The organism is Thiobacter subterraneus, from assembly GCF_055379455.1.
The window spans coordinates 763923-785283 of the sequence record NZ_AP042402.1; the positions used below are offsets into that span (position 1 = coordinate 763923).

Annotated in this window: 20 protein-coding genes; 5 read left to right on the forward strand and 15 right to left on the reverse strand. The window is 68.4% G+C overall.

The features are described from left to right. From ACZ42P_RS03915 to ACZ42P_RS03955, 9 genes are all read right to left on the reverse strand, one after another. Positions 1 to 339 carry a P-II family nitrogen regulator gene (locus ACZ42P_RS03915; RefSeq protein WP_347307034.1) on the reverse strand — a complete coding sequence of 113 codons (339 nt, stop codon included), beginning with the start codon at positions 337 to 339 and terminating at the stop codon, positions 1 to 3. A 13-nt stretch (positions 340 to 352) separates the two neighbouring features. Continuing rightward, positions 353 to 1972, reverse strand: coding sequence for an NAD+ synthase (locus ACZ42P_RS03920; protein WP_464898790.1), 1620 nt, complete (start codon positions 1970 to 1972; stop codon positions 353 to 355). Further along, positions 1969 to 2841 carry a succinate--CoA ligase subunit alpha gene (gene sucD, locus ACZ42P_RS03925; RefSeq protein WP_464898791.1) on the reverse strand — a complete coding sequence of 291 codons (873 nt, stop codon included), beginning with the start codon at positions 2839 to 2841 and terminating at the stop codon, positions 1969 to 1971. Before sucD ends, ACZ42P_RS03920 begins: the two co-directional genes overlap by 4 nt. Before the next feature lie 81 nt (positions 2842 to 2922). Further along, positions 2923 to 3810 carry a dTDP-4-dehydrorhamnose reductase gene (rfbD, locus tag ACZ42P_RS03930; RefSeq protein ID WP_464898792.1) on the reverse strand — a complete coding sequence of 296 codons (888 nt, stop codon included), beginning with the start codon at positions 3808 to 3810 and terminating at the stop codon, positions 2923 to 2925. Next, complete coding sequence (rfbC, locus tag ACZ42P_RS03935; protein ID WP_464898793.1) at positions 3807 to 4352, reverse strand: dTDP-4-dehydrorhamnose 3,5-epimerase; 546 nt, start codon at positions 4350 to 4352, stop codon at positions 3807 to 3809. Before rfbC ends, rfbD begins: the two co-directional genes overlap by 4 nt. 84 nt (positions 4353 to 4436) lie before the next feature. Then, positions 4437 to 5684, reverse strand: a complete 1248-nt coding sequence (locus tag ACZ42P_RS03940) for an ATP-grasp domain-containing protein (RefSeq protein WP_464898794.1) — start codon at positions 5682 to 5684, stop codon at positions 4437 to 4439. An 8-nt stretch (positions 5685 to 5692) separates the two neighbouring features. Continuing rightward, the gene (locus ACZ42P_RS03945) at positions 5693 to 7072 is read right to left on the reverse strand and encodes a CUAEP/CCAEP-tail radical SAM (seleno)protein (RefSeq protein WP_464898795.1); all 1380 of its coding nucleotides are present in this window, start codon (positions 7070 to 7072) and stop codon (positions 5693 to 5695) included. Positions 7073 to 7196: 124 nt separating this feature from the next. Beyond that, positions 7197 to 7700 carry a TlpA family protein disulfide reductase gene (locus tag ACZ42P_RS03950; RefSeq protein ID WP_464898796.1) on the reverse strand — a complete coding sequence of 168 codons (504 nt, stop codon included), beginning with the start codon at positions 7698 to 7700 and terminating at the stop codon, positions 7197 to 7199. Beyond that, positions 7697 to 8236, reverse strand: a complete 540-nt coding sequence (locus ACZ42P_RS03955; protein ID WP_464898797.1) for a hypothetical protein — start codon at positions 8234 to 8236, stop codon at positions 7697 to 7699. Before ACZ42P_RS03955 ends, ACZ42P_RS03950 begins: the two co-directional genes overlap by 4 nt. 127 nt (positions 8237 to 8363) lie before the next feature. On the opposite strand from ACZ42P_RS03955, the gene ACZ42P_RS03960 reads away from it, so the two are divergent. The 4 genes from ACZ42P_RS03960 to ACZ42P_RS03975 are packed head-to-tail and all read left to right on the forward strand — an operon-like array spanning position 8364 to position 12408. Further along, the gene (locus ACZ42P_RS03960) at positions 8364 to 9317 is read left to right on the forward strand and encodes a phosphoribulokinase (RefSeq protein WP_464898798.1); all 954 of its coding nucleotides are present in this window, start codon (positions 8364 to 8366) and stop codon (positions 9315 to 9317) included. Further along, positions 9314 to 9721 (forward strand): hypothetical protein, encoded by a 408-nt coding sequence (locus ACZ42P_RS03965; protein WP_464898799.1) that lies wholly within the window; start codon positions 9314 to 9316, stop codon positions 9719 to 9721. Before ACZ42P_RS03960 ends, ACZ42P_RS03965 begins: the two co-directional genes overlap by 4 nt. Then, positions 9718 to 10479 (forward strand): flagellar brake protein, encoded by a 762-nt coding sequence (locus ACZ42P_RS03970; protein ID WP_464898800.1) that lies wholly within the window; start codon positions 9718 to 9720, stop codon positions 10477 to 10479. Before ACZ42P_RS03965 ends, ACZ42P_RS03970 begins: the two co-directional genes overlap by 4 nt. A 6-nt stretch (positions 10480 to 10485) precedes the next feature. Next, a complete protein-coding gene (locus ACZ42P_RS03975) occupies positions 10486 to 12408 on the forward strand; it encodes a sensor histidine kinase (protein ID WP_464898801.1) in 1923 nt (640 codons plus the stop codon). Here ACZ42P_RS03975 and ACZ42P_RS03980 read toward each other — a convergent pair. Then, positions 12362 to 13900, reverse strand: coding sequence for a 2-isopropylmalate synthase (locus ACZ42P_RS03980; protein WP_464898802.1), 1539 nt, complete (start codon positions 13898 to 13900; stop codon positions 12362 to 12364). The genes ACZ42P_RS03975 and ACZ42P_RS03980 overlap by 47 nt on opposite strands. Positions 13901 to 14172: 272 nt before the next feature. Between ACZ42P_RS03980 and ACZ42P_RS03985 the strand changes: the two genes are divergently transcribed. Further along, positions 14173 to 14358: a hypothetical protein gene (locus ACZ42P_RS03985; RefSeq protein ID WP_464898803.1), complete on the forward strand. Its 186-nt coding sequence runs from the start codon at positions 14173 to 14175 to the stop codon at positions 14356 to 14358. Between the two features lie 142 nt (positions 14359 to 14500). Here the strand turns inward: ACZ42P_RS03985 and ACZ42P_RS03990 are convergent, their stop codons facing one another. The 5 genes from ACZ42P_RS03990 to ACZ42P_RS04010 form a co-directional block, all read right to left on the reverse strand. Beyond that, positions 14501 to 15793 (reverse strand): TolC family protein, encoded by a 1293-nt coding sequence (locus ACZ42P_RS03990; RefSeq protein WP_464898804.1) that lies wholly within the window; start codon positions 15791 to 15793, stop codon positions 14501 to 14503. Beyond that, positions 15790 to 16092, reverse strand: a complete 303-nt coding sequence (locus ACZ42P_RS03995; protein WP_464898805.1) for a DUF3240 family protein — start codon at positions 16090 to 16092, stop codon at positions 15790 to 15792. The genes ACZ42P_RS03990 and ACZ42P_RS03995 overlap by 4 nt, the downstream gene beginning before the upstream one ends. Next, on the reverse strand, positions 16089 to 19172 hold the full coding sequence (locus tag ACZ42P_RS04000) for an efflux RND transporter permease subunit (RefSeq protein ID WP_464898806.1): 3084 nt from the start codon (positions 19170 to 19172) through the stop codon (positions 16089 to 16091). Before ACZ42P_RS04000 ends, ACZ42P_RS03995 begins: the two co-directional genes overlap by 4 nt. 3 nt (positions 19173 to 19175) lie before the next feature. Beyond that, positions 19176 to 20276, reverse strand: coding sequence for an efflux RND transporter periplasmic adaptor subunit (locus ACZ42P_RS04005; RefSeq protein ID WP_464898807.1), 1101 nt, complete (start codon positions 20274 to 20276; stop codon positions 19176 to 19178). A 161-nt stretch (positions 20277 to 20437) separates the two neighbouring features. Further along, positions 20438 to 21226 carry a polyamine aminopropyltransferase gene (locus tag ACZ42P_RS04010; protein ID WP_464898808.1) on the reverse strand — a complete coding sequence of 263 codons (789 nt, stop codon included), beginning with the start codon at positions 21224 to 21226 and terminating at the stop codon, positions 20438 to 20440. Positions 21227 to 21361: the final 135 nt, after the last annotated feature.

A 21361-nucleotide genomic window follows, 5' to 3' on the forward strand; every position in this document is an offset into this window, starting at 1 on the left:
TCAGATCGCCGCCTCGTTGGTCTCGCCGGTGCGGATGCGCACCACATGCTCCACCGGCGTGACGAAAATCTTGCCGTCGCCGATCTTGCCGGTGCGGGCGGACTTGACGATGGCCTCGATGGCGGCGTCCACCTTGTCGGCAGCGATCACCAGTTCGATCTTCACCTTGGGCAGGAAGTCCACCACGTATTCCGCCCCGCGGTAGAGCTCGGTGTGCCCCTTCTGGCGGCCGAACCCTTTGACCTCGGTGACGGTGAGCCCGGTCACCCCCACTTCCGCCAGCGCCTCGCGCACCTCGTCCAGCTTGAACGGCTTGATGATGGCCTCGATCTTTTTCATGGCTTTTCCTCGTCTAGAACCTGGGACGGTAACGGTTGGTGATGGGATAGCGCCGGTCCTTGCCGAATCCGCGCGGTGTCACGCGCACACCCACCGGCGCCTGGCGGCGCTTGTACTCGTTGCGGTCGATGAGGGTGACCACGCGTTCCACGTCCTCGCGCCGGTAGCCCAGGGCCACGATGTCCTCGGGACACAGATCCCGCTCCACATAGGCCTCCATGATGCCATCCAGCACGTCGTAGGGCGGCAGGCTGTCCTGATCGGTCTGGTTGGCGCGCAGCTCCGCGGAGGGGGCGCGGGTGATCACCCGCTGGGGAATCACCGGTGACAGGCCGTTGCGGTAATGGGCCAGGCGATAGACGAGGGTCTTGGGGATGTCCTTGAGCACGGCGAAGCCCCCCGCCATGTCGCCGTAGAGGGTGGCGTAGCCCACCGCCAGCTCGCTCTTGTTGCCCGTGGTGAGCACGATGGTGCCGTACTTGTTGGACAGGGCCATGAGCAGCGTGCCGCGAATGCGCGCCTGGATGTTTTCCTCGGTGGTGTCGAAAGGCAGATCCCGGAACTCGTCCGCCAGGCTGTTCAGGAAAGTATCGTAGATGGGTTTGATGGGAATTTCCGAGTAGCGCACCTTGAGGGTGTGGGCCATTTCCCGCGCATCCTCCAGACTCATGTCGGCGGTGAACTGGGAGGGCATCATCACCGCATGGACGCGCTGGGCGCCCAGGGCATCCACGGCGATGGCCAGGGTGAGCGCGGAATCGATGCCTCCGGACAGCCCCAGCTCCACACCCGGGAAGCCGTTCTTCTCCACATAATCCTTCACGCCCAGACACAGGGCGCGATATACCAGCTCCTCCAGCGGCGGTTCCGGCACGATCTCGCCGGTCTGGGGCACTGCGCCCTCGAGCTCCACGAAACCCAGGGTTTCCTCGAAGAAACCGAAGCGGTGGGTGAGCCTGCCCGCGGCATCGGTCACGAAGGACGCGCCGTCGAACACCAGCTCGTCCTGTCCCCCCACCAGGTTGCAGTACACCACCGCCAGGCCATTTTCCCGCGCCCGCTGGGCCACCACCTGTTCGCGGCTCGCCTGCTTGTTCATATGGTAGGGCGAGGCATTGAGCACCAGCAGAAGCTGCGCACCGGCCTCCCGCGCGCGCCGGGCAGGCTCGGTCTCCCAGATGTCGGCGCAAATGTTGATACCGATGTTCACGCCGTCCACGGCGAATACGCAGGGTGCCTCGCCCGGGGTGAAATAGCGCACCTCGTCGAACACCGTATGGTTGGGCAGCTTGTGCTTGTGATAGGTGGCGACGATGCGTCCGTCCTGCAGCACGGAAGCAGCGTTGTAGCGGTTTTCGTCCACCAGGTCCGGATGTCCCACCACCACCGTGATGCCGCTGATCTCGCGTGCGAGCCCCCCGAGGGTGTCGAGACAGGCCTCGCAGAAACCCTGGCGCAACAGCAGATCCTCCGGCGGATAGCCGGACAGGGCGAGCTCCGGTGTAACCAGCAGGCGCGCGCCCGCGGCCTGCGCCGCGCGCGCGGCCTCGAGGATGCGGCGGGCATTGCCGGCCAGATCCCCCACCACCAGGTCGAGCTGCGCGATGGCGATTTTCACGGCCTGCGTCCTCACCGGCCCAGCGCGGCCTGCATGGCGAGGCCGATTTCCGCGGGCGAGCGCGCCACCGTGACGCCGGCCGCCTCCAGGGCGCGGATCTTGTCCGCTGCCGTGCCCTTGCCACCGCTGATGATGGCGCCGGCGTGGCCCATGCGCTTGCCCCGGGGCGCACTCACGCCGGCGATGTAGGCGGCCACGGGTTTGGTGACGTGGGCCCTGATGTATTCCGCCGCTTCCTCCTCGCGTGTGCCGCCGATTTCACCCACCAGCACGATGCCTTCCGTGGCGGGATCCTGCTCGAACATCTCCAGGCAGTCGATGAAATCGAGCCCCTTGATGGGATCGCCGCCGATGCCCACGCAGGTGGTCTGCCCCAGACCAAGCTGGGTGGTCTGGTACACGGCCTCGTAGGTGAGCGTGCCGGAACGGGAGACGATGCCGATGCGGCCGGGCTTGTGGATGAAGCCGGGCATGATGCCGATCTTGCATTCGCCGGCGGTGATGATGCCGGGACAGTTGGGGCCGATGAGCTTGGCGCCATTGGCGCGCAGGGCGGCCTTGACATTGAGCATGTCCAGCACCGGGATGCCTTCGGTGATGCAGACGATGATCTCGATGCCGGCATCGGCGGCCTCCATGATGGAATCGGCCGCGAAGGGCGACGGCACGTAGATCACGCTGGCATTGGCGCCGGTGGCGGCCACTGCCTCGCGCATGGTGTTGAACACCGGCAGGCCGAGATGGGTCTGGCCGCCCTTGCCCGGCGTGACGCCCCCCACCATGCGGGTGCCGTAGGCGATGGCTTGTTCGGAGTGGAAGGTGCCCTGCTTGCCGGTGAAACCCTGACACAGGACCTTGGTGTGCTTGTCGACGAGAATGCTCATGGCGTGCGGCTTCCGGAGTGGCGCGGCAAGGCGTCTATTCTACTGGCGAAGCACGCGGGCTTGCACGCGCCCCGGATGCCCTCAGGATGCCATGTCCGCCAGGCAGTCCAGCAGGGAAGCCTGCCAGTCCGGCAGGGCCACGCCGAACACGCGCGCCGCCCGGCTGCTGTCCAGCACGGAGTAGGCGGGACGCGGCGCCGGCAGCGGATATTCGCGGCTGGGGATGGGCGCAACCGGCGGCCGCCGTTCCAGCATGGGGGCATGGGTGACGATGGCCTGGGCGAAACCGCACCAGCTGGTCTGGCCGCCGGCGGCGAGATGGTAAAGCCCGCCCTTGTCCGCCAGGAATTCGGCGATGCCGCCATGGGCATGGGCCTGGGCGACGATGGCGGCGCTGGCTTCGGCGATGAGCCGGCTCCAGGTGGGCGCCCCGATCTGGTCGTCCACCACGCGCAGACTGTCCCGCTCCTTGGCCAGGCGCAGGATGGTGAGCAGGAAATTGCCGCCGCGCAGCCCGTACACCCAGCTCGTGCGCAGGATGAGATGGGGGGCCGCCACCGCCTCGATGGCGCGCTCCCCCTCCAACTTGGATTCGCCGTAGACGTTGAGGGGACGCGGCGCATCGATTTCCCGGTAGGGTGCGTTCTTCGCGCCGTCGAACACGTAATCGGTGGAATAGTGAATGAGCGCCGCGCCGAGACGCTTCGCCTCCTCGGCCAGGACGCGCGGCGCCACGGCGTTGATGGCAAAGGCCGTCTCCCGTTCCTGCTGCGCGCGGTCCACGGCCGTGTAGGCCGCGGCGTTGACGATGAGCGCGGGACCCGCGTGGCGCACCGCCTGGCGGATGGCCTCGACATCCGCAAGATCCAGCTCCTGCCGTCCCAGGGCGGTCAGGCGCCCCAGGGGCGCGAGCGTGCGCTTGAGCTCCCAGCCGAGCTGACCGTTGCGGCCGATGAGCAGGATGTTCACGGATACACCTCCGCCTCTGCCAGGGTCAGTCCCTGGCGATCCTTGGCCGACAGCAGCGGCTCACCCGCCAGGGGCCAGTGGATGCCCAGGGTGGGGTCGTTCCAGCGCAGGCAGCGTTCGTGCTCGGGCGCGTAATAATCCGTGGTCTTGTAGAGAAACTCGGCCACGTCCGAAAGCACCAGAAAGCCGTGGGCGAACCCGGGCGGAATCCACAGCATGCGCTTGTTTCGGGCCGACAGATGCACGCCCGTCCAGCGCCCGAAACGGGGCGAGGAGCGGCGCAGGTCCACCGCCACGTCGAACACCTCGCCCACCACCACGCGCACGAGCTTCCCCTGGGGCTGCCGGATCTGGTAGTGCAGGCCGCGCAGGACATTCCGGACCGAACGGGAATGATTGTCCTGCACGAATTCCGGATCGACCCCGGTCGCCTCGGCAAACGTGCGCCGGTTGTAGCTCTCGAAGAAAAATCCCCGCTCGTCGCCGAACACCCGCGGTTCCAGCACCAGCACTTCCGGCAACGCAGTCTTCACCACATGCATGGGGGTCAGATCTTTATCGGACGGGGTCAGGTCTTTACTTTATAGCGACATACCGGCAGGACCGCTGCCTGCGCCGCGCCTATCTTACCGCCCGCCGGGAACCAGCTCCACTTCCGGCCGGATGCGGAAGGCAAGTTTCGCGTGGGCCTGCCGCAGCGCCGCCTCCGCAGCCTCGGGCGTGTCGCACCGGGCAAAAATGAAACCCAGATAGGCTGCGCCCTCGGGCACGGGCTTGAGCAGCGTCCCCGCTTCCACGCTGATCTGGATGTCGGTGATGCCGGGCACGGCGGCCGCTTCGGCGAAATGGTCCACCCCCTGGTAGATGCCACGCCGGGGAATGGGAATCATCATGACTCCCGAGCCCTCCCCCGCCGCCGGTTGGGGCAGTTTCTCCCCCAGTGCATGGCGCAGGATCAATTCCTCCAGGCTCATGCCCAGGGCATGCCGCAACACCCGGCCACACAGGCCGCCAATGGAACGGGGCGCGATTTCCAGCAGCCACACGCCGGCGGGGTTGACGCGCATTTCCGCATGCACCGGCCCTGTCACCAGTCCTGCCGCACGACAGGCCTGCTCCACCGCGCGGGCGATGGACCGCTGGGTTTCTTCGGGCAGACGCGAGGGCGTGACGTAGATCGTTTCCTCGAAATAGGGTCCGTCCAGGGGATCCGGCTTGTCGAACAGGGCGAGTACGCGCAGACGCCCCGCGTCGAGCAGGCCTTCCAGGGCATATTCACGTCCCGGGATGAAGGCTTCCACCACCAGCCCCAGCTGCGCGGCCTCGCGGTCGGCGCGGCGCTGGATCTCCCGCGCCAGGCGCACCGCGGCCCGGAACGAGGCGGTATCGTCGGCGCGCACCACGGCCCGGCTGGCGGACAGCCGGCGTGCCTTCACCACCACCGGAAAACCCCAGGGCGGCTGCCAGCCCGCGGGATCCACCGTGTCCGGCAGGTGGGCGAAGGGGGGACAGTTGAGCCCCGTTTCCTGCAACAGCTGGCGAAAGCCGAGTTTGTCCCGCAGGCGCGCCACCGCCGCCGGGGGATTGCCCGGAACACCGAGACGTTCGCGCAACAGTGCAGCCAGTTCCACACCGTGATCGTCCGCGGCGAGCACGGCATCGGGCCGAGCCGGCAGGTGCTTGAGCACGATCTCGGCGGCGATCGCGGGGCGGTCGAAGGGCACCGCCAGCAGGGGCGGCAGCCCCCAGCGGGGCGCCAGGCGGGGACAATAGTCCGCCACCCCAATCACTTCCGCACCAAGGCGCCGTGCCGCCTCGAGAAAATCCTCGTTGCGGTAGCCAGCCACCGGCAGCAGCAAAAGCACCCGCCGCATGCCCGCCCTCAGAAGGACTGCAACTGCTGCGCCGTGGGCTCGGCACAGCAGTACCAGGGTTCGGACAGATGGGGAATGGGTTCGCCCAGATCGCGCCCGGCCAGGCTGGGGGCAGGGCGGCCCAGGGCGCGGTGCGCCGCCTGCCAGATGGACTCGAAAATCTCGCGCCGGGGCGTACTGGCCTGCTCCCCCGCCGCCGCCAGTGCCTCCACCTCCTGCTGCAGGGCATCCACGCGGGGATCGGCATGGCGCCAGGGATACCCCAGCAGCCGGGCGTCGAAGGGCAAGAGTTGATCCCGGAAGCCCGGCAGGTCGAGGAGGCGCGAGCCGGCGGGCACCAGCAGGCGGATGGCAAGCTGCACCGGCGGCACCGCCTCCACCAGGCGCAAGTCCACCAGGGTCTCCAACAGGTCGAGGTAGCCTTCCAGCGTGGACCAGGGATGGAAAGCCACCCAGGTGGGGGCCAGGGCCAGCCCGACCTCCCGCATCAGCGCCACCGCACGCCGGAAATCCGCGCGGGTGTGGTTCTTGGCGAGGTGCTCCAGCACCCTGTCGTCCACCGACTCCACCGCGCTGATGACGAAGGCACAACCCGCCGCCTTCAGCTCCGGCAGGAGCTCGCCGTGGCGGATGAGATGCTCGATCTTGATGGTGGCGTCGAAGCTCAGTTGCGGAAAGCGTGCATGCATGGCGCGCACCACCTTCAGGGCATGGCCGGGACCGTTCAGGAAATCGTGGTCCGTGAAGGAAATGTGCTCCGCCCCCATGGCCACCTGCTGTTCGATGTCCGCCATCACCACCGCCAGGGGCACGGCGCGGAAGCGTCCCTCGTACACCGGCACCACCGGGCAGTGGCGGCACAGGTGCTTGCAGCCGCGCGTGGTCTCGACGAAACCCGCGGTGCGCCGGCTGCCATCCGGCAGCACCAGGTGGGCGTAGCGCGCCAGCGGCGGCAGCCCCGTGCGGTCCGGCACCAGGAACTCGATGCGTCCGGTATGCACCCGGGTCGTGCGGGGCGGGCCCTGGCCCGCGCGCACGGCTTCTGCCCACTCCAGGAGATCCGGTTCCGATTCGCCGCCGAACACCGCCGCAACGCCCAGATCCCGCAACAGACTTTCGTTCACGGGCGCGTACAGACCGAAGGCGGCGAAGGCCGCATGGGGAGCCAGGGCACGGGCCCGCGGCAGGGCTTCCATGGCGATGCGGGTGGCGGTATGCATGCCCAGGTAGAAGGCCACCACCCGGGCGCTGGCAAGGCGCACGGGGTCGAGCTTTTGAAGGGAAAGATCGAGGCAGTCCACCGTCATGCCGGCGCGCCGGAGCCAGGCGGCGGCCTGCGCCAGGGCAACCGGCTGGCGGCCGAGTTCGTAGGGGCTGATGAGCACCACCCGGAAAGGCTCCGCATCCGACGACGCGGGGGCACAGGCAGCAGGCAAAGGGTCGCGACGCACGGCATTCGTCCAGGAAACAGGCGCCCAAGCCTACCGGCCGGAACGCCAGGAGGCAATCGCCCTAGGGAGTAGTGAGCCCCCGCAGGAATGCCCGATAGGCCGGGGCGGACCAGTCACGCCCACCCAAGGCGAGATAGCGCAGGCGACCCTCGGGATCCACCAGGAAAGTGGAGGGCAGGCCCCGGGGCTGCCAGCGGGCGGTGACCTGGCCGTCCCGGTCCAGCAGGGTTGAGAGTTCCGGCGCCACACTGGCGAGAAAGGCGAACACGTCGTCCTCGTTTTCGGCGGTATTCACGAGGAGCAGCGTGAGACGCTCCGGCGGGTGGGTGTGTAGGACGCTGACCAGCGTCGGCATCTCGCGCCGGCAGGGACCGCACCAGCTCGCCCAGAAGTGCACCATCACCCAGCGGCCGCGCAGGGTGGCGAGATCCACCGTCCGGCCGTCCAGGTCCGGGAGCACCAGGGCCGGCGCAGGGCGGCCGTCGAGGCGCATCAGCCCGGGCGGCGGTTCGGCGGCATGCACCGCCATGGCGGCGCAAAGCAGAACCAGCCAGAGTCCCCTCACGGCCTGCTCCCCGGACAGACGAGCCCGTCCACCGTGAGCTCGATGGGGGGACCGCTGCGGTCGCTTTCCGTGGGAAAGCGCGCGATCAGCCGGAAAGGCCCTGCCGGCGCTTCCACCGTGACATTGCCTCCCACCGGCTCGCCCGGCTGCAGATCACGGCTCTCCGGCAGCTGGGTCCAGCCGAAGGTGGCGCGCTGGCCGAGGGGGACTGCCAGGCGCTCGAACCGGGCTTCCCACTCGTCGCGGGCGATGCGCCGCACGGGGCGGCCGTCCAGCGTTTCGAACCGCCAGCGCGCGGGCTCAAGCCAGACCACGCGGCTCCCACGGTTGAGAATCCCCACGGTGAGAAAACAACTGGCCGTGATCACCTCCACCGCCTCCGGTGCAAAGCCGCGCGCCGAATAGAAGGCGACGAGCTGCTCCGGCGTGCGGGGAGAGATGGAGAAATCCAGGCCGGCCTGGCCCAGACGTTCTCCGCGCGCACGGGCAGGGCGGCCAGGAGCAGAAGGAACAGCAGCAGGCGGGGCATGCCCCATTTTACCCGCGCCCACCCCTTCCCGTGCGACGGCGCTAACTCCCTCTTTCGGCTTGCTAATCGGCTTTCGCTTGGCCTATCCTGTGGCATTGCCACGCGCTTGCAATCGAGCATCGCCAGGGGGACACGTGTCAGCGAAACATCCCATCGTCGCCATCACCGGCTCGGCCGGCGCCGGCACCACCACCGTGCGCCACGCCTTCGCGGACATTTTCCGCCGTCAGGGCATCACCCCGGCAATGGTGAAGGGAGACAGCTTTTTCCGCTACGAGAAGCCGGAGATGGACCGCTTCATCGAGGAATCCACGGCCCAGGGGCGGCCGGTGAGCCTGTTCGGTCCCGAGTGCAACCTGTTCGACAAACTGGAAGAGCTGTTCGCCACCTACTCCAGGACCGGGGGTGGCATGATCCGCCATTACGTGCGCGACGAGGACGATGCGCGCCGCTTCAACCGGCCGGTGGGCACCTTCACCCCCTGGGAGCCCATCCCCAAGGGCACCGATCTCCTCTTCTACGAAGGGATGCACGGCGGTGTGGCAGCCCACACCTGGACCCGGCGCCGGGCGAGCCCCGCCCACCTGCCTGCCGACTTCCGCGACCGGCGTGGCAATGGCGCCAAGGGCGTGAACGCTGCCCAGTACGTGGACCTGCTGATCGGCATCGTGCCTGCCGTGAACCTGGAATGGATCCAGAAGATCCACCGCGACTGTTCCAAGACCGGCTGCACCGTGGAGGAAGTGACCACCACCATCCTGCGCCGGCTGCGCGACTACATCCATTTCATCGTGCCCCAGTTCGGCATCACGGACATCAACATCCAGCGCATGCCGCTGGTGGACACCTCCAACCCCTTCATTGCGCGCGACGTGCCCAGCGCGGACGAGAGCATCCTGGTCATCCATTTCCGCGATCCCAAGCGTTTCGACTTTCCGGATCTCCTGCGCCGCATCGGCGGCTCCTTCATGTCGCGTCCCAACACCATGGTGGTGCCGGGAGGCAAGCTGCGGCTGGCGCTGGACGTGATCTGCACGCCGCTCATCCAGGCGCTCATCGAGGGGCGGCGCGCCAAGAGGCGGGCATGAAATCCCTTCTGCCGCTGGCGGGGGTCTGCCTGCTCGCAGGCTGTTCCACCCTCGACCTGCCCAATCTCTCCAACAAGGAAGCCCTGGCCGTGGCGGCCGTGGTGTACTACACCCACGATGGCTTTCGCTGGGACGTGGAGGACCGGCGCATCGCCCCCGACCGTTACCGCATCACCGTGCGCCAGGGCAAGCTCACACGGGGAGGACAGGGCGAGGCCGAGCCCATCTTCCGGCGCCGTGCGGAGGAGATCGCCGCCATCCAGGGTTGCGCCGGCTATACGATTCTCGAATACACCCAGGCACTGGCGCACGATTTCCTGGGAGTGCCGCAGCGGGTATCCGAGGGCGTGATCCGCTGCGACACGGCACCCGCAGGCGCCGGGGCCGGTGAGCCGCGCGCATGAGCACGCCGGAAACCTCCCTGCGGCCCATCGACCCCGAGCAGGATCTGGGTCAGTACTGGCTCGAATCGCGCACAGAGGTGGTGCAAATCCTGCGCAGTCTGAACAACCATGCGGATTCGCTGGCCGTGTATTTCGACCAGGGACGCAACTTCATCCTCACCGCCCTCCTGGACGTGCGTCCGGCGCAGGAAACCTTCGTGTTCGACCTGGGCAGCCAGGCGGAAATGAACGAGCGTCTGCTGAAAAGCGAGCGTCTGCTGTTCGTGGGCATGCAGGACGGCATCCGCGTGCAGTGGAGCACCGGGCCCGCGGCCAAAACCCAGTTCGGCGGCAGTCCCGCCTTCGTGGCCTGGTTGCCCGAGGCGGTGCTGCGTCTGCAGCGGCGGGATTACTTCCGGGCGGTGGTACCCCTTTCCTTGGATGCGCGTGCCCATCTGCCGGCGGTGCAGAGCGGCCGCGAGGGACTGCGCATCCACGACATCAGTGTGGGCGGCGTGTGCGTGATCGCCAACGAGGCCCTGGCGCGTGCCCAGGTGCTGGACCGTTTCGACGACTGCACCCTGAGCCTGGGAGAACCTTTGGGCGATCTGCGCGTCGCGGTGGAAGTACGCCATCTGACCCCGGTCAACCTGCGCGGCGGCCGGGTGGAAACGCGGGTGGGTCTGCGCTATCTCGATCTGGCTGCAGCCGACCAGGCCCGGCTGCAGCGCTTCCTGGTGAAGGTGGAGCAGACCAAGCGCGCCCTGGTCGGCGATTGAGGTTCCATGTCTTTGCCCGAGGCGAAATCCGTCCCGCCTGCGCCCACGCCGACTGGCCTGGCGCGGCTTGCCCCGCTCACCGCCGAGTTTCGCGACCCCGAACTGGAACAGCGCTACCGGCAGGACGCCTACCCCGCCCTGCGCACGGATTTCCGCATGGCGGTGGCGGTGGGCGCGTTTTTCTACCTGTCCTTCGCCATCCCCGATTATGCCTCCCTGGGCAATACCCCGGCCTTCTGGCGGCTGTTCCTCCTGCGGCTGGCCATCACCGCGCTCGCCATCGGCCTGCTCAGGTGGGTGGAGCGCCGTCCCGCCTGGGTGAGCAACGGCTGGGCCGCGAGCTTCATCGAGCTGGTGGCCATCGCCGGCAATTTCGTCATCCTCATCACCCGGCCGGGTGACCTCGCCGCCCACGCCGCCGCCATGATCGTGATCCTGGTGGCGGTCTATGTCTTCCTGCCCAACCGCTTCCTGCTGGCATCGGGCGTGGCCCTCGCGGGCACCGCCTCTTTCCTGGTTTACCTGTTTGGCTGGGCGCGGCCCGACCAGACCACCCTGATCTCCCTGCTGGGAGTGCTGCTGCTCAGCAACAGCTTCGGCACCGTGGCCGCCTACCGCTTCAGCCAGCTGCGCCGGCGCGAGTTCGCCGCGCGGGAGGCCCAGCGCCTCAGCAACGAGGCCCTGCTGTCGGAGATCGCGCGGCGCGAGGCGCTGGAGACCGCCCTCACCGTGGAAAAAAACGCCGCGGAGCGGGCGCGCGACCAGGCGGAGGCGGCAAGCCGCGCCAAGTCCCGCTTCCTGGCCGCGGCCAGCCACGACCTGCGCCAGCCCATGCACGCCCTGAGCCTGTTCGCCGCCACCCTGGTGGAGCGGCTGCGCTATCCCGAGGTGCGTCACATCGCCGACCAGATGCAGGCTTCCATCATCGCCCTCACCAGCCTGTTCGATTCCCTGCTGGACATCTCCAAGCTGGATGCGGGAGCCATCCAGGCGCGGGTGGTGAGCTTTCGCCTGCATGACCTGTTCGACAACGTGCGCCGGGATTTCACCGGCAAGGCCCATCACAAGGGCATTCGTTTCCAGGTGGTGGACACCGCCCTGGTGGTGCGCAGCGACCCGCTGCTGTTGGAACGCATCGTGCGCAATCTCGCGGCCAACGCGGTGAACTACACCGAGCAGGGCGGTGTGGTGATCGGCGCCCGCCGGCGCGGCAAGCTGGTGCGCATCGAAGTCTGGGACAGCGGGCCCGGCATTCCGGAAGAGGAACAGCAGCGGGTGTTCGAGGAGTTCTACCAGATCGCCAATCCGGAACGAGACCGCAGCAAGGGGCTGGGGCTCGGGCTGGCCATCGTCAAGCGCCTGGCGGAGCTTTTGCACCATCCCATCGACGTGCGCTCACGCCCGGGGCGCGGCGCCTGCTTCGCCGTGACCGTCCCGCGCGGCGTGTTGCGCCAGCAGGCACCGGCCGAGGATACGGCACCCGCTCCCGAGTTCCTGCGCGCCTCGGCGGAACGGCTGGTGGTGCTGATCGAGGACGAGCGCATCATCCGGGAAGCCACCCAGACGCTGCTGTCCGACTGGGGCTGCAAGGTGATCGCCAGCGCCTCGGCGGAGGAGGCGGTGGCGCAGCTTGCGCAGTCCGACCGCACCCCCGATCTGGTGATCGCGGATTACCGCCTGGCAGGGGGACGCACCGGCATCGACGCCATTCACACGGTGCAGGAGGCAGTGGGCGCACCGGTGCCGGCGGTGTTGATCACGGGCGATGCTGCCGCCGACCACCTCAAGCGCGCCCGGGAACACGGCTATCCCGTTCTGCACAAGCCGGTGCCGCCGGCCAAGCTGCGCGCCCTGGTGGCCAGCATCCCGCCGCGGGCGGCACTCAAACCTGGGGATGCGCCCGCTCCAGCCGGGAGTGCAGCCGATTGAGGGCGTGGATGTAGGCCTTGGCAGAGGCCACCACGATGTCCGTGTCCGCGCCCTGGCCGTTGACGATGCGACCGCCCTTGGACAGCCGCACCGTCACCTCGCCCTGGGCATCGGTGCCGCTGGTGATGTTGTTCACCGAATAGAGCAGAAGCTCCGCGCCACTTTTTACCACTGCCTCGATGGCCTTGAACGAGGCATCCACGGGGCCGCTGCCATCGGCCTCGGCCGCCTTCTCCACACCATGTTCGGCGAGCACGATGCGGGCGTGGGGAATCTCCCCCGTCTCGGAACACACCCGCAGGGAAACCAGCCGGTAGATCTCGCTTTCCAGCAGCTGCGCCTCGTCGCTCACCAGGGCGTGCAGGTCCTCGTCGAAGATTTCGTGCTTCTTGTCGGCGAGCTCCTTGAACCGCGCGAAGGCCGCATTGAGGGCTTCCTCGGACGGCAGTTCGATGCCCAGTTCCTTGAGGCGAGTCTTGAAGGCGTTGCGACCGGAGTGCTTGCCCAGCACCATCCGGTTGGCGCTCCAGCCCACGTCCTCGGCACGCATGATCTCGTAGGTCTGGCGGTGCTTGAGCACGCCGTCCTGATGGATGCCCGACTCGTGGGCGAAGGCATTGGCGCCGACGATGGCCTTGTTGGGCTGCACCGCGAAGCCGGTGATACTGGCCACCAGGCGCGAGGCCGGCACGATCTGGGTGGTGTCGATGGTGGTGTCGCAGGGGAACACGTCCTGGCGCGTGCGCACCGCCATGACGATTTCCTCCAGCGCGGCATTGCCGGCACGTTCCCCCAGGCCGTTGATGGTGCACTCCACCTGGCGCGCGCCGTTGAGCACCGCGGACAAGGAATTGGCCACCGCCAGCCCCAGGTCGTTGTGGCAGTGCACGGAGAACACGGCCTTGTCGGAATTGGGCACCCGCTCCCGCAGCTGCCGGATCAACTCGCCGAACTGGTGCGGCAGGTTGTAGCCCACGGTGTCCGGAATGTTGATGGTGGTGGCGCCGGCGTCGATCACCGCCTCCAGCACGCGGCACAGGAAATCGAGTTCGGAGCGGCCGGCATCCTCGGGTGAGAATTCCACGTTGTCCGTCCACTTGCGCGCCCATTTCACCGCCTGCACCGCCTGCTGCAGCACCTGCTCCGGGCTCATGCGCAGCTTCTTCTCCATGTGGATGGGGCTGGTGGCGATGAAGGTGTGGATGCGGCCGGACACCGCGCCCCGCAGGGCTTCGCCGGCGCGGTCGATGTCCCGTTCCAGGGCGCGCGCCAGGCCGCACACGGTACTGTCCTTGATGACATCGGCAACGGCCTTGACCGCCTCGAAATCGCCGTTGGAGGCGGCCGGAAAACCGGCCTCGATCACGTCCACGCGCATGCGCTCCAGCTGGCGCGCGATGCGCACCTTTTCCTCCTTGGTCATGGAGGCGCCGGGACTCTGCTCGCCGTCACGGAGGGTGGTATCGAAAATGATGAGCTTGTCTTTGGCCATGGTGGGCTCCCAACTTGGGCGCACGCCCGTCGAGCGTGCAAAAAATTCAATCAAACCGGCAGTTTAGCCGATCCGGTGAATACAGCGAAGGGGAAAGGTCGGAGTCTTCAGCGCGCAAGGCGCAGCAGCAGCGCGGCCAGCAGGACGTTGGCCGGAAAGGAGACGAAGCGGTGAAGATGCGCGTTCGACATGGTTCCGAATATATCGGCTTTGCGCGGCCGCCGCAAGACTCTGCTACCCTTGTTTCCTCGCGCAGGTCGAGGAGGGAGACGATGCAAAAAATACTGGGCGGGTTGGGCAGCGCCGTGGGCGCGCTGGGGGCGCTCCTCTGTCTGCTGGCGGGTGCTGCGCGCCTGGCCGGCCACTTTTATCTCGGCGGCTTCGAGGCCATGACCCTGTTCAACGGGGGTGTCGGTCTCATGGTGGCGGGCTGTCTGGCCCGCCTGCACGCCCGCTAGCCGCGCTTTCCCCGGCAGGCGGCCGGGCATCCCCGTCCCCAGCCGCCACACGCGCCGCGCGGACGCCGGCATTCCGCCCATGGAAAAGGCAGGCCGACGGCGAGCGGATGGCCTGCCCCAGCCCGGACCTGGGCCCGCACTGTCAGGGGCTTGTTCCAGCTGGCTCGGCGTGGGACTCCCCGTGCTCGTGCTCATCGGGACTGATGGGCCAGAGGCGGTGGGCGTCCAGAAGCAAACGATAGCGGGCTTCGTTGGCTTCCAGGGTGGCGAGGGTGGCGGCGAGCCTGGCCTCCAGCGCGAGCCTGCGTGCCGTCAGCACATCCGGCAGCGTGCCTTCGCCCAGGGCGTAGGCGCGCGCCGCCAGCTCGGCCGCCTCCTGCATTTGCCGCGCCGCCGAGGCCTGGGCCCGGGCCGCGGTGGAGGCAGCCTGGGCGCCATGGAACAAATTCTCGGCTTCCGCGGCGAGCTTGGCTGCCACCAGGGCTTCGCGCTGGGCGGCCATGTCGGCTTCGGCGCGGCTTGCGTCCACCGCGGCGGCGCGTCCCGCGCCGCCGAAGGGGATGGCCAGGGTCAGGCCCAGGATGCGTTCCTCGCCGCCCCGCTCCCGGGCGGCACGCAGGCCCAGGGTGGGGTCTGGCGTCCGCTCGGCCTCGGCGCGCGTCAGCGCCAGGCGGGCGCGCCGGGCGTCCGCCTGGGCGGCGGCCAGCTCGTGATTGTGGGCCAGCACCTGTTCCCGCCAGTGGGCCGCATCGCCTTCCACCGGCACGGGTTGCGCAGGCTGCACGCCGGCAGGCAACGTAAGCCCCGGATAGCGGCGCAGAAGCTCGGTGGCCGCCGCCTGCTCGCGGAACCGCGCCTGGGCGAGCCCGGCCTGTGCCTGGGACAGGGCCGCCTGGGCGGCCAGCCGGTCCAGGCGCGGGGCATCGCCCGCGCGGATGCGTTTGTCCACCACCGCGAGCTGTTCTTCCAGCAGCGCCACCTGTTCCTGCCAGAGTGTGGTCTGGGCCCGTTCCCTGAGCCAGGCAAACCAGCCCCTGAGCAGGCCGCGTGCCGCCTCGTGCAGGGCATCCCCCAGGGCGAGGCGCGCCTGGGTGACGCCCTGCTCCCCCAGGGCGGCGTCCAGCGCCGCCTTGCCCGGCAGCCGCAGGGCACGCTCCACGCCCACGTCCCACTCCGCAAAGCGCTCGCCGGGCCCGACGCGCACGTCGCGCTGCTGGCCGGTCAGGCGCAGCACCGTTTCGTGGGGACCGGCGGCGAGCCGCGCCCGGTTGGCCTCCTGCAGCCGGATGCCGGCGCGTGCCGCCACCACACTGGGCACCCGCTCCAGCACCTGCGCCACCTGCGCCGGCGGCGGCAGGTCGGCGGGAATCTGCCCTTCCACGGCATGGGCGGAAGCGGCGACCATCACCAACCACAGCAACGGTGCGGGTCTCATGCAAACCTCCCGAAGCCGGACACCGGCACCGTCCACCAGGCGATTTCGGGACTCCGGAGACTCTCGCGCAGGTGGGTGAGCAGCGCCTCGGCCTTGTCGCTTTCGGTAACGATCTGCACCATCACGCGCGCCACCCGCCCTCGCACTTGCTCGGCGCTGGCGCGGTACACCACACCGTGGCCGTGACCATCCACCGGGCAGGTGGTGAAACCGGGCACCCATTCCGGATGTTCCAGCAGATGGTCCACCAGGGCCTCCTCCAGGGAACGGGGCAGGACGAGGGTGAGACAGGTCATCATGACAGACGCTCCTTGGCGCTTTCCACGCCGAACCGGGAGAACAGGATGGGCAGCAGCACCAGGGTGAGCAGCGTGGAGGTGACCAGCCCGCCGATGACCACGATGGCGAGGGGACGCTGGATCTCCGACCCGGGTCCGCTGGCGAACAGCAGCGGCACCAGGCCGAAGGCGGCGATGGAAGCCGTCATCAGCACCGGACGCAGGCGGCGCCGGGCGCCTTCCACCACCGCCTGCCTGAGCGTCATGCCCTGGGCGAGGAGCTGGTTGAAGTAACTCACCATCACCACGCCATTGAGCACGGCGATGCCCAAGAGGGCGATGAAACCCACCGAGGCCGGCACCGAGAGATACTCGCCCGAGATCCACAGGGCGAACACGCCACCGATCATGGCAAAGGGAATGTTGGTGAGCACCAGCAGCGCCTGGCGCACGGAACGGAAGGTGGCGAACAAAAGCAGAAAGATGAGCAGCAGGGCCACGGGCACGACGATGGACAGACGCGCTGCGGCCCGTTGCTGGTTCTCGAACTGTCCACCCCATTCCAGGCGATAGCCGGCAGGCAGCGGCACGCGGGCCGCCACCGCCGCCCGGGCATCGGCCACGAAGCCCACCAGATCCCGCCCGCGCACGTTGGACTGGATCACCGCCATGCGGGTAGCGTTTTCGTGCTCGATTTTCACCGGGCCGTCCGCGCGCCGGATGCGTGCCACGGCAGCCAACGGCACCACGTCGCCGGCAGGCGTCACCAGCTGGACGCGGGTGAGGGCGTCCGACGCGGCACGCATGCCGTCCGCGCCCCGCAGCAGAAGCGGTGTACGCCGGCCCGGTTCCACCACCACGCCCACCACGCGGCCTTCCACCAGGGCCCGCAACGCATTCTGGATGTCCTCCACGTTGAGGCCCAGCCGCCCGGCCGCCAGTCGGTCGATATCGATCTGCAGATACTGGACGCCCTCGTTCTTCACCGTATAGACATCCTGGCTGCCCGGCACCTGGCGCAGCACCTGCTCGATTCTGCGTGCCAGCCCGTCCAGGGTCGCGGCGTCCGGCCCGAACACCTTCACCGCCACGTCGCCGCGCACGCCGGTGAGCATCTCCGACACCCGCATCTCGATGGGTTGGGTGAAATTCACCGCCACGCCGGGGAAGTCCGCCATCACCCGGCGCAGCTCATCCGTGAGCCATTCCTTGTCCGGATTGCGCCACGTGTCCCGGGGCTTGAGCACCAGGAAGCTGTCGGTGTCATTGAGGCCCATGGGATCCAGTCCCAGCTCGTCGGAACCGGTGCGGGCCACGATGCCGCGCACCTCCGGCACGCGCGCGAGCACCGCCCGCTGCACGGCGAGATCGAGGCTCGTGGATTCCTCCAGACTGATGGAAGGCAGCTTCACCAGCTGCATGATGAGATCGCCCTCGTCCATGGTGGGCATGAAGGTCTTGCCAATGCGCGTGTAGACGACCGCAGTGGCCGTGAGCAGCACCAGCGCCGTCACCACGACCGGCTTCTGGTGAGCCAGCGCCCAGCTGAGCACGGGACGGTAGAGTGCCGAAAGTTTGCGCGGCAGCCAGGGGTCCGAATGACCCACGCGTGTGAGCAGAAACGAGGAGGCCACCGGAATCACGGTGAGGGCGAGCAGCAGCGAGGCGGACAGGGCGAACACGATGGCCAGCGCCACCGGAATGAACAGCTTGCCCTCCAGGCCCTGCAGAGTGAGCAATGGCAGAAAGACGATGACGATGATGGCAATGCCGGAGGCGACCGGCAGCGCCACCTCGCGCACGGCACGATAGACGAGATGCAAAAGGGGCACCGGGCTGCCCGGCGGGCGTTGGGCGAGATGGGTCACCACGTTTTCCACCACCACCACCGCCGCGTCCACCAGCATGCCGATGGCGATGGCCAGCCCGCCCAGACTCATGAGATTTGCCGACATGCCGGCAAGCCGCATCAGGATGAACGTGGCCAGAGCCGCCAGGGGCAGGGTCAGCGCCACCACCAGCGCCGCGCGCAGATTGCCCAGGAACAGGAGCAGCAGGATGAGCACCAGCACGATGGCCTCTCCCAGAGCGCGCGCCACGGTGCCCACCGCCCGCTCCACGAGACGCCCGCGGTCATAGAACACCTCGATGCGTACGCCCGGCGGCAGGGTTTTCTGGATTTCCGCCAGTTTTGCCCGCACGCCCTGAACCACCTGCTGCGCGTTGGCGCCGCGCAGCCCCAGCACCAGCCCTTCCGCCGCCTCGCCGCGTCCGTCGCGGGTGACCGCGCCATAACGGGTCAGGCTGCCCAGGCGCACCGTGGCCACGTCGCCCACCCGCACCACCTGGCCGTCACGCCGGGCCACGACGATGGCGGCGAGATCCTCCAGGGTCTTCACGGCGCCTTCCGCGCGCACCACCAGCACTTCCTCGCCGTCGAGCACGCGCCCCGCACCATCGTTGCGGTTGTTGTTGGCGAGCGCAGCTTCCAGCTCCGCCAGGCTCACGCCGCGCGCCGCCAGCCGCACGGGATCCACCGCCACCTCGAAGGCACGGGCATAACCGCCCAGGGTGTTCACGTCCGCCACACCCGGAAGCGTGCGCAGCTGCGGGCGGATCACCCATTCCAGCAGGCTGCGCCGCGCCTCCAGGCTGAGGCCGCCGCCTTCCACCGTGAACATGAACATTTCCCCCAGCGGCGTGGTGATGGGCGCCAGCCCGCCACCCACACCCGGCGGCAGCGCGCCCAGGATGCCGTTGAGACGTTCCGCCACCTGCTGGCGTGCCCAGTAGATGTCGGTGCCATCCTCGAAATCGATGGTGACGTCGGCCAGGGCATATTTGGAAACCGAGCGCAGCACCCGCTGGCGGGGAATGCCCAGCATCTCCAGCTCAATAGGGGTGGTGATGCGCGCCTCCACCTCCTCCGGGGTCATGCCCGGCGCCTTCATCACCACCTTCACCTGGGTGGTGGAGACATCGGGAAAGGCGTCGATGGGCAGTTCCCGGAAGGCGATCACGCCCGCCCCCGCGAGCAGCAGGGTGAGCACCACCATGAGCAGGCGCTGGGTGAGGGCAAACTCGGTGAGGCGGGCAAGCATGCCTCACTCCTCGCCCACACCGGTCACCATGGCCTTGAGCGCCACCACGCCCTTCACCGCGACCCGCGCCTGTTCGGCCAGGGCACCACTGACCACCACCTGGCCAGCACCCTCCTCCAACACCGTGACCGGCGTCATGGCGAAACCCTCGCTGGTCTGCACGAACACATAGGGCCGTCCCTGATGGCGCACCACGGCCGCTGCCGGCAGCCGCCAGGCGCGCCCGGCGGCCGCGGTTTCCACGCGCGCCTCCACGAACTGGCCGGGACGCAGGGCGTCGAGTCCCGTTGTCATCTCCGCACGCACCGGCAGCGACTGGCTGGCCGTATCCACGCTCGCTCCCACGGCCACCACCCGTCCCCGGGCGCCGCCCACACTCACACCCGCACCCGGACGGATGGCCGCGGCATCGGCCAGGCCCGCCTGCAACTCGATCCAGAGGGGCGCCAGCCGCGCGATGCGGAACAGGGGCGTGTGGGCTTCCACCCGCTGGCCGGGATTGACCATCTGCTCCAGGACCACGCCGGTGACCGGCGTGGTGAGGGTGAGGGTGCCCGACAGCCCGCGCGCGGAGGTGAGCGCGGCGATGGCCGGCTCATTCATGCCATAGAGGCGCAACACCTGGCGCCGCTCGGCAGCCGCCGCCTGGGCCTGGGCATGGGCCGTGCGCGCCGCGAGCAGGCGCCCTTCGGCGATGATGCCTTCTCGATGGAGGGCCTCCTCGCGAGCCAGGGTGGTCTCGGTCAGACGCAGCTGGCTTTTGGCCTGCAGGTATTCGCGCTGCGCCTCGAGCAGCATGGGGCTCGCCAGCACGGCAAGCGGTGCGCCCGCCCGCACCGTCTGCTGCGCCGCCACACGCACCTCCTCCACCAGCCCGGCCAGGGGCGCGGCGACGACACGGATCTGGGACGGCGGGATGGTCACGCGGCCGGGCAGCACACGCACCGTGGCGGCCTCGGCGGGCGGCAGGGGCTGGGTGACGATGCCGAGGGACTGGATTTGGGCGGCGCTGAGCGGCACCGGGCGGGGCGCTTCTTTGGCCTGCACCGGCAGCGCGGCCGCGACGAGGACAAGCAGCAGGCAACGCGCAAACACGACGGACATGGGATTCCTTTCCACGATGGCAGGCGAAAGGCTGCCATTCTAGCCTCGGCGTGTGCTGGAAGGCTTACGCGGGGCTTAAGGGCGGGCGCTCACGGGCAGCAGCACGGTGAAAAGACTTGGGCGCCTGCGGGCGGCGGGACGGCAAACGCCGGCCCGAATCGTCAGATGAGGAGCCGGCGCAGGTTGTGCAGGTTGAGCCGGCGCAGGCCGTCCACCCAGACGCGGAAATCCATGCCGTGGCGCGCCCCCAGCTCGAGGGCACGCTGGCGCAGATCATCCCATTTGGGATGGTTCGGGCTTCTGGCAAAACACAGGGCAATCACGTTGCTGTGGCTGCCGGCCGGCAGAAGCAGAACCAGACCGTCGAAAACCTCGAACAGACGTTCCACCAGGGTGTTGAAATTGCCGTCGGAACTCCAGAGATTGATGACCAGGATACCGTCGTCGGCCAGCGCCGCCCGGCAGTCCCCGTAGAACCCGCTGGTGGTGAGGGCTTCCACCTGGCAGTGCTCATCGTAGCCATCCACCATCAGGATGTCCCATGGCCCGGGATGTTCCTGCACATACCGGGCGCCATCCCCCACCACCACGCGGAAACGCCCATCGTCCGGGGGAACGTGGAAGAACTGGCGGGCCACGGCCACCACCTCCGGATTGATCTCCACCACCGTGACGTCCGCCTCCGGGAGATGTTTCCACACCCACTTGGGCACCGAGCCGCCGCCCAGCCCGATCATCAGGAAACGCTGCGGCGCGCGGTGGAACAGCAGGCAGGCCAGCATGGCCCGGGTGTAGGCGAGCTCCAGTTCAAAGGGCGCCTTAATGCGCATGGCAGACTGCACCGTGTCGTTGCCCAGATGCAGCGTGCGCACGCCGTCCTTCTCGCTCACCTCCACCCGGTTGCCGGAACGCACCTGCCGGTGGATGCGCCATTTCGCCAGGAATCCCATGGCGCGCTTTATACCATCCCCCTCCCCGTCCTCAAAGGTCGATCCCGGGCGCCCCCGCGTCGCGGGCTGTGGTGGCTCAAGTTTTATCGCTCCCTGCCGTTAACGGCGATGTCTGCAACTTTTTACGGAATCTGC

Coding starts and splice junctions, on each gene's coding strand:
- ACZ42P_RS03915 (WP_347307034.1), bottom strand. CDS start 339: ATGAAAAAGATCGAGGCCATCATCAAGCCGTTCAAGCTGGACGAGGTG.
- rfbC (WP_464898793.1), bottom strand. CDS start 4,352: ATGCATGTGGTGAAGACTGCGTTGCCGGAAGTGCTGGTGCTGGAACCG.
- ACZ42P_RS03970 (WP_464898800.1), top strand. CDS start 9,718: ATGAGCACGCCGGAAACCTCCCTGCGGCCCATCGACCCCGAGCAGGAT.
- ACZ42P_RS03990 (WP_464898804.1), bottom strand. CDS start 15,793: ATGAGACCCGCACCGTTGCTGTGGTTGGTGATGGTCGCCGCTTCCGCC.
- ACZ42P_RS03940 (WP_464898794.1), bottom strand. CDS start 5,684: ATGCGGCGGGTGCTTTTGCTGCTGCCGGTGGCTGGCTACCGCAACGAG.
- ACZ42P_RS04010 (WP_464898808.1), bottom strand. CDS start 21,226: ATGGGATTCCTGGCGAAATGGCGCATCCACCGGCAGGTGCGTTCCGGC.
- ACZ42P_RS03995 (WP_464898805.1), bottom strand. CDS start 16,092: ATGATGACCTGTCTCACCCTCGTCCTGCCCCGTTCCCTGGAGGAGGCC.
- ACZ42P_RS03965 (WP_464898799.1), top strand. CDS start 9,314: ATGAAATCCCTTCTGCCGCTGGCGGGGGTCTGCCTGCTCGCAGGCTGT.
- sucD (WP_464898791.1), bottom strand. CDS start 2,841: ATGAGCATTCTCGTCGACAAGCACACCAAGGTCCTGTGTCAGGGTTTC.
- ACZ42P_RS04000 (WP_464898806.1), bottom strand. CDS start 19,172: ATGCTTGCCCGCCTCACCGAGTTTGCCCTCACCCAGCGCCTGCTCATG.
- ACZ42P_RS03980 (WP_464898802.1), bottom strand. CDS start 13,900: ATGGCCAAAGACAAGCTCATCATTTTCGATACCACCCTCCGTGACGGC.
- ACZ42P_RS03955 (WP_464898797.1), bottom strand. CDS start 8,236: ATGGGGCATGCCCCGCCTGCTGCTGTTCCTTCTGCTCCTGGCCGCCCT.
- ACZ42P_RS03985 (WP_464898803.1), top strand. CDS start 14,173: ATGCAAAAAATACTGGGCGGGTTGGGCAGCGCCGTGGGCGCGCTGGGG.
- ACZ42P_RS03975 (WP_464898801.1), top strand. CDS start 10,486: ATGTCTTTGCCCGAGGCGAAATCCGTCCCGCCTGCGCCCACGCCGACT.
- ACZ42P_RS04005 (WP_464898807.1), bottom strand. CDS start 20,276: ATGTCCGTCGTGTTTGCGCGTTGCCTGCTGCTTGTCCTCGTCGCGGCC.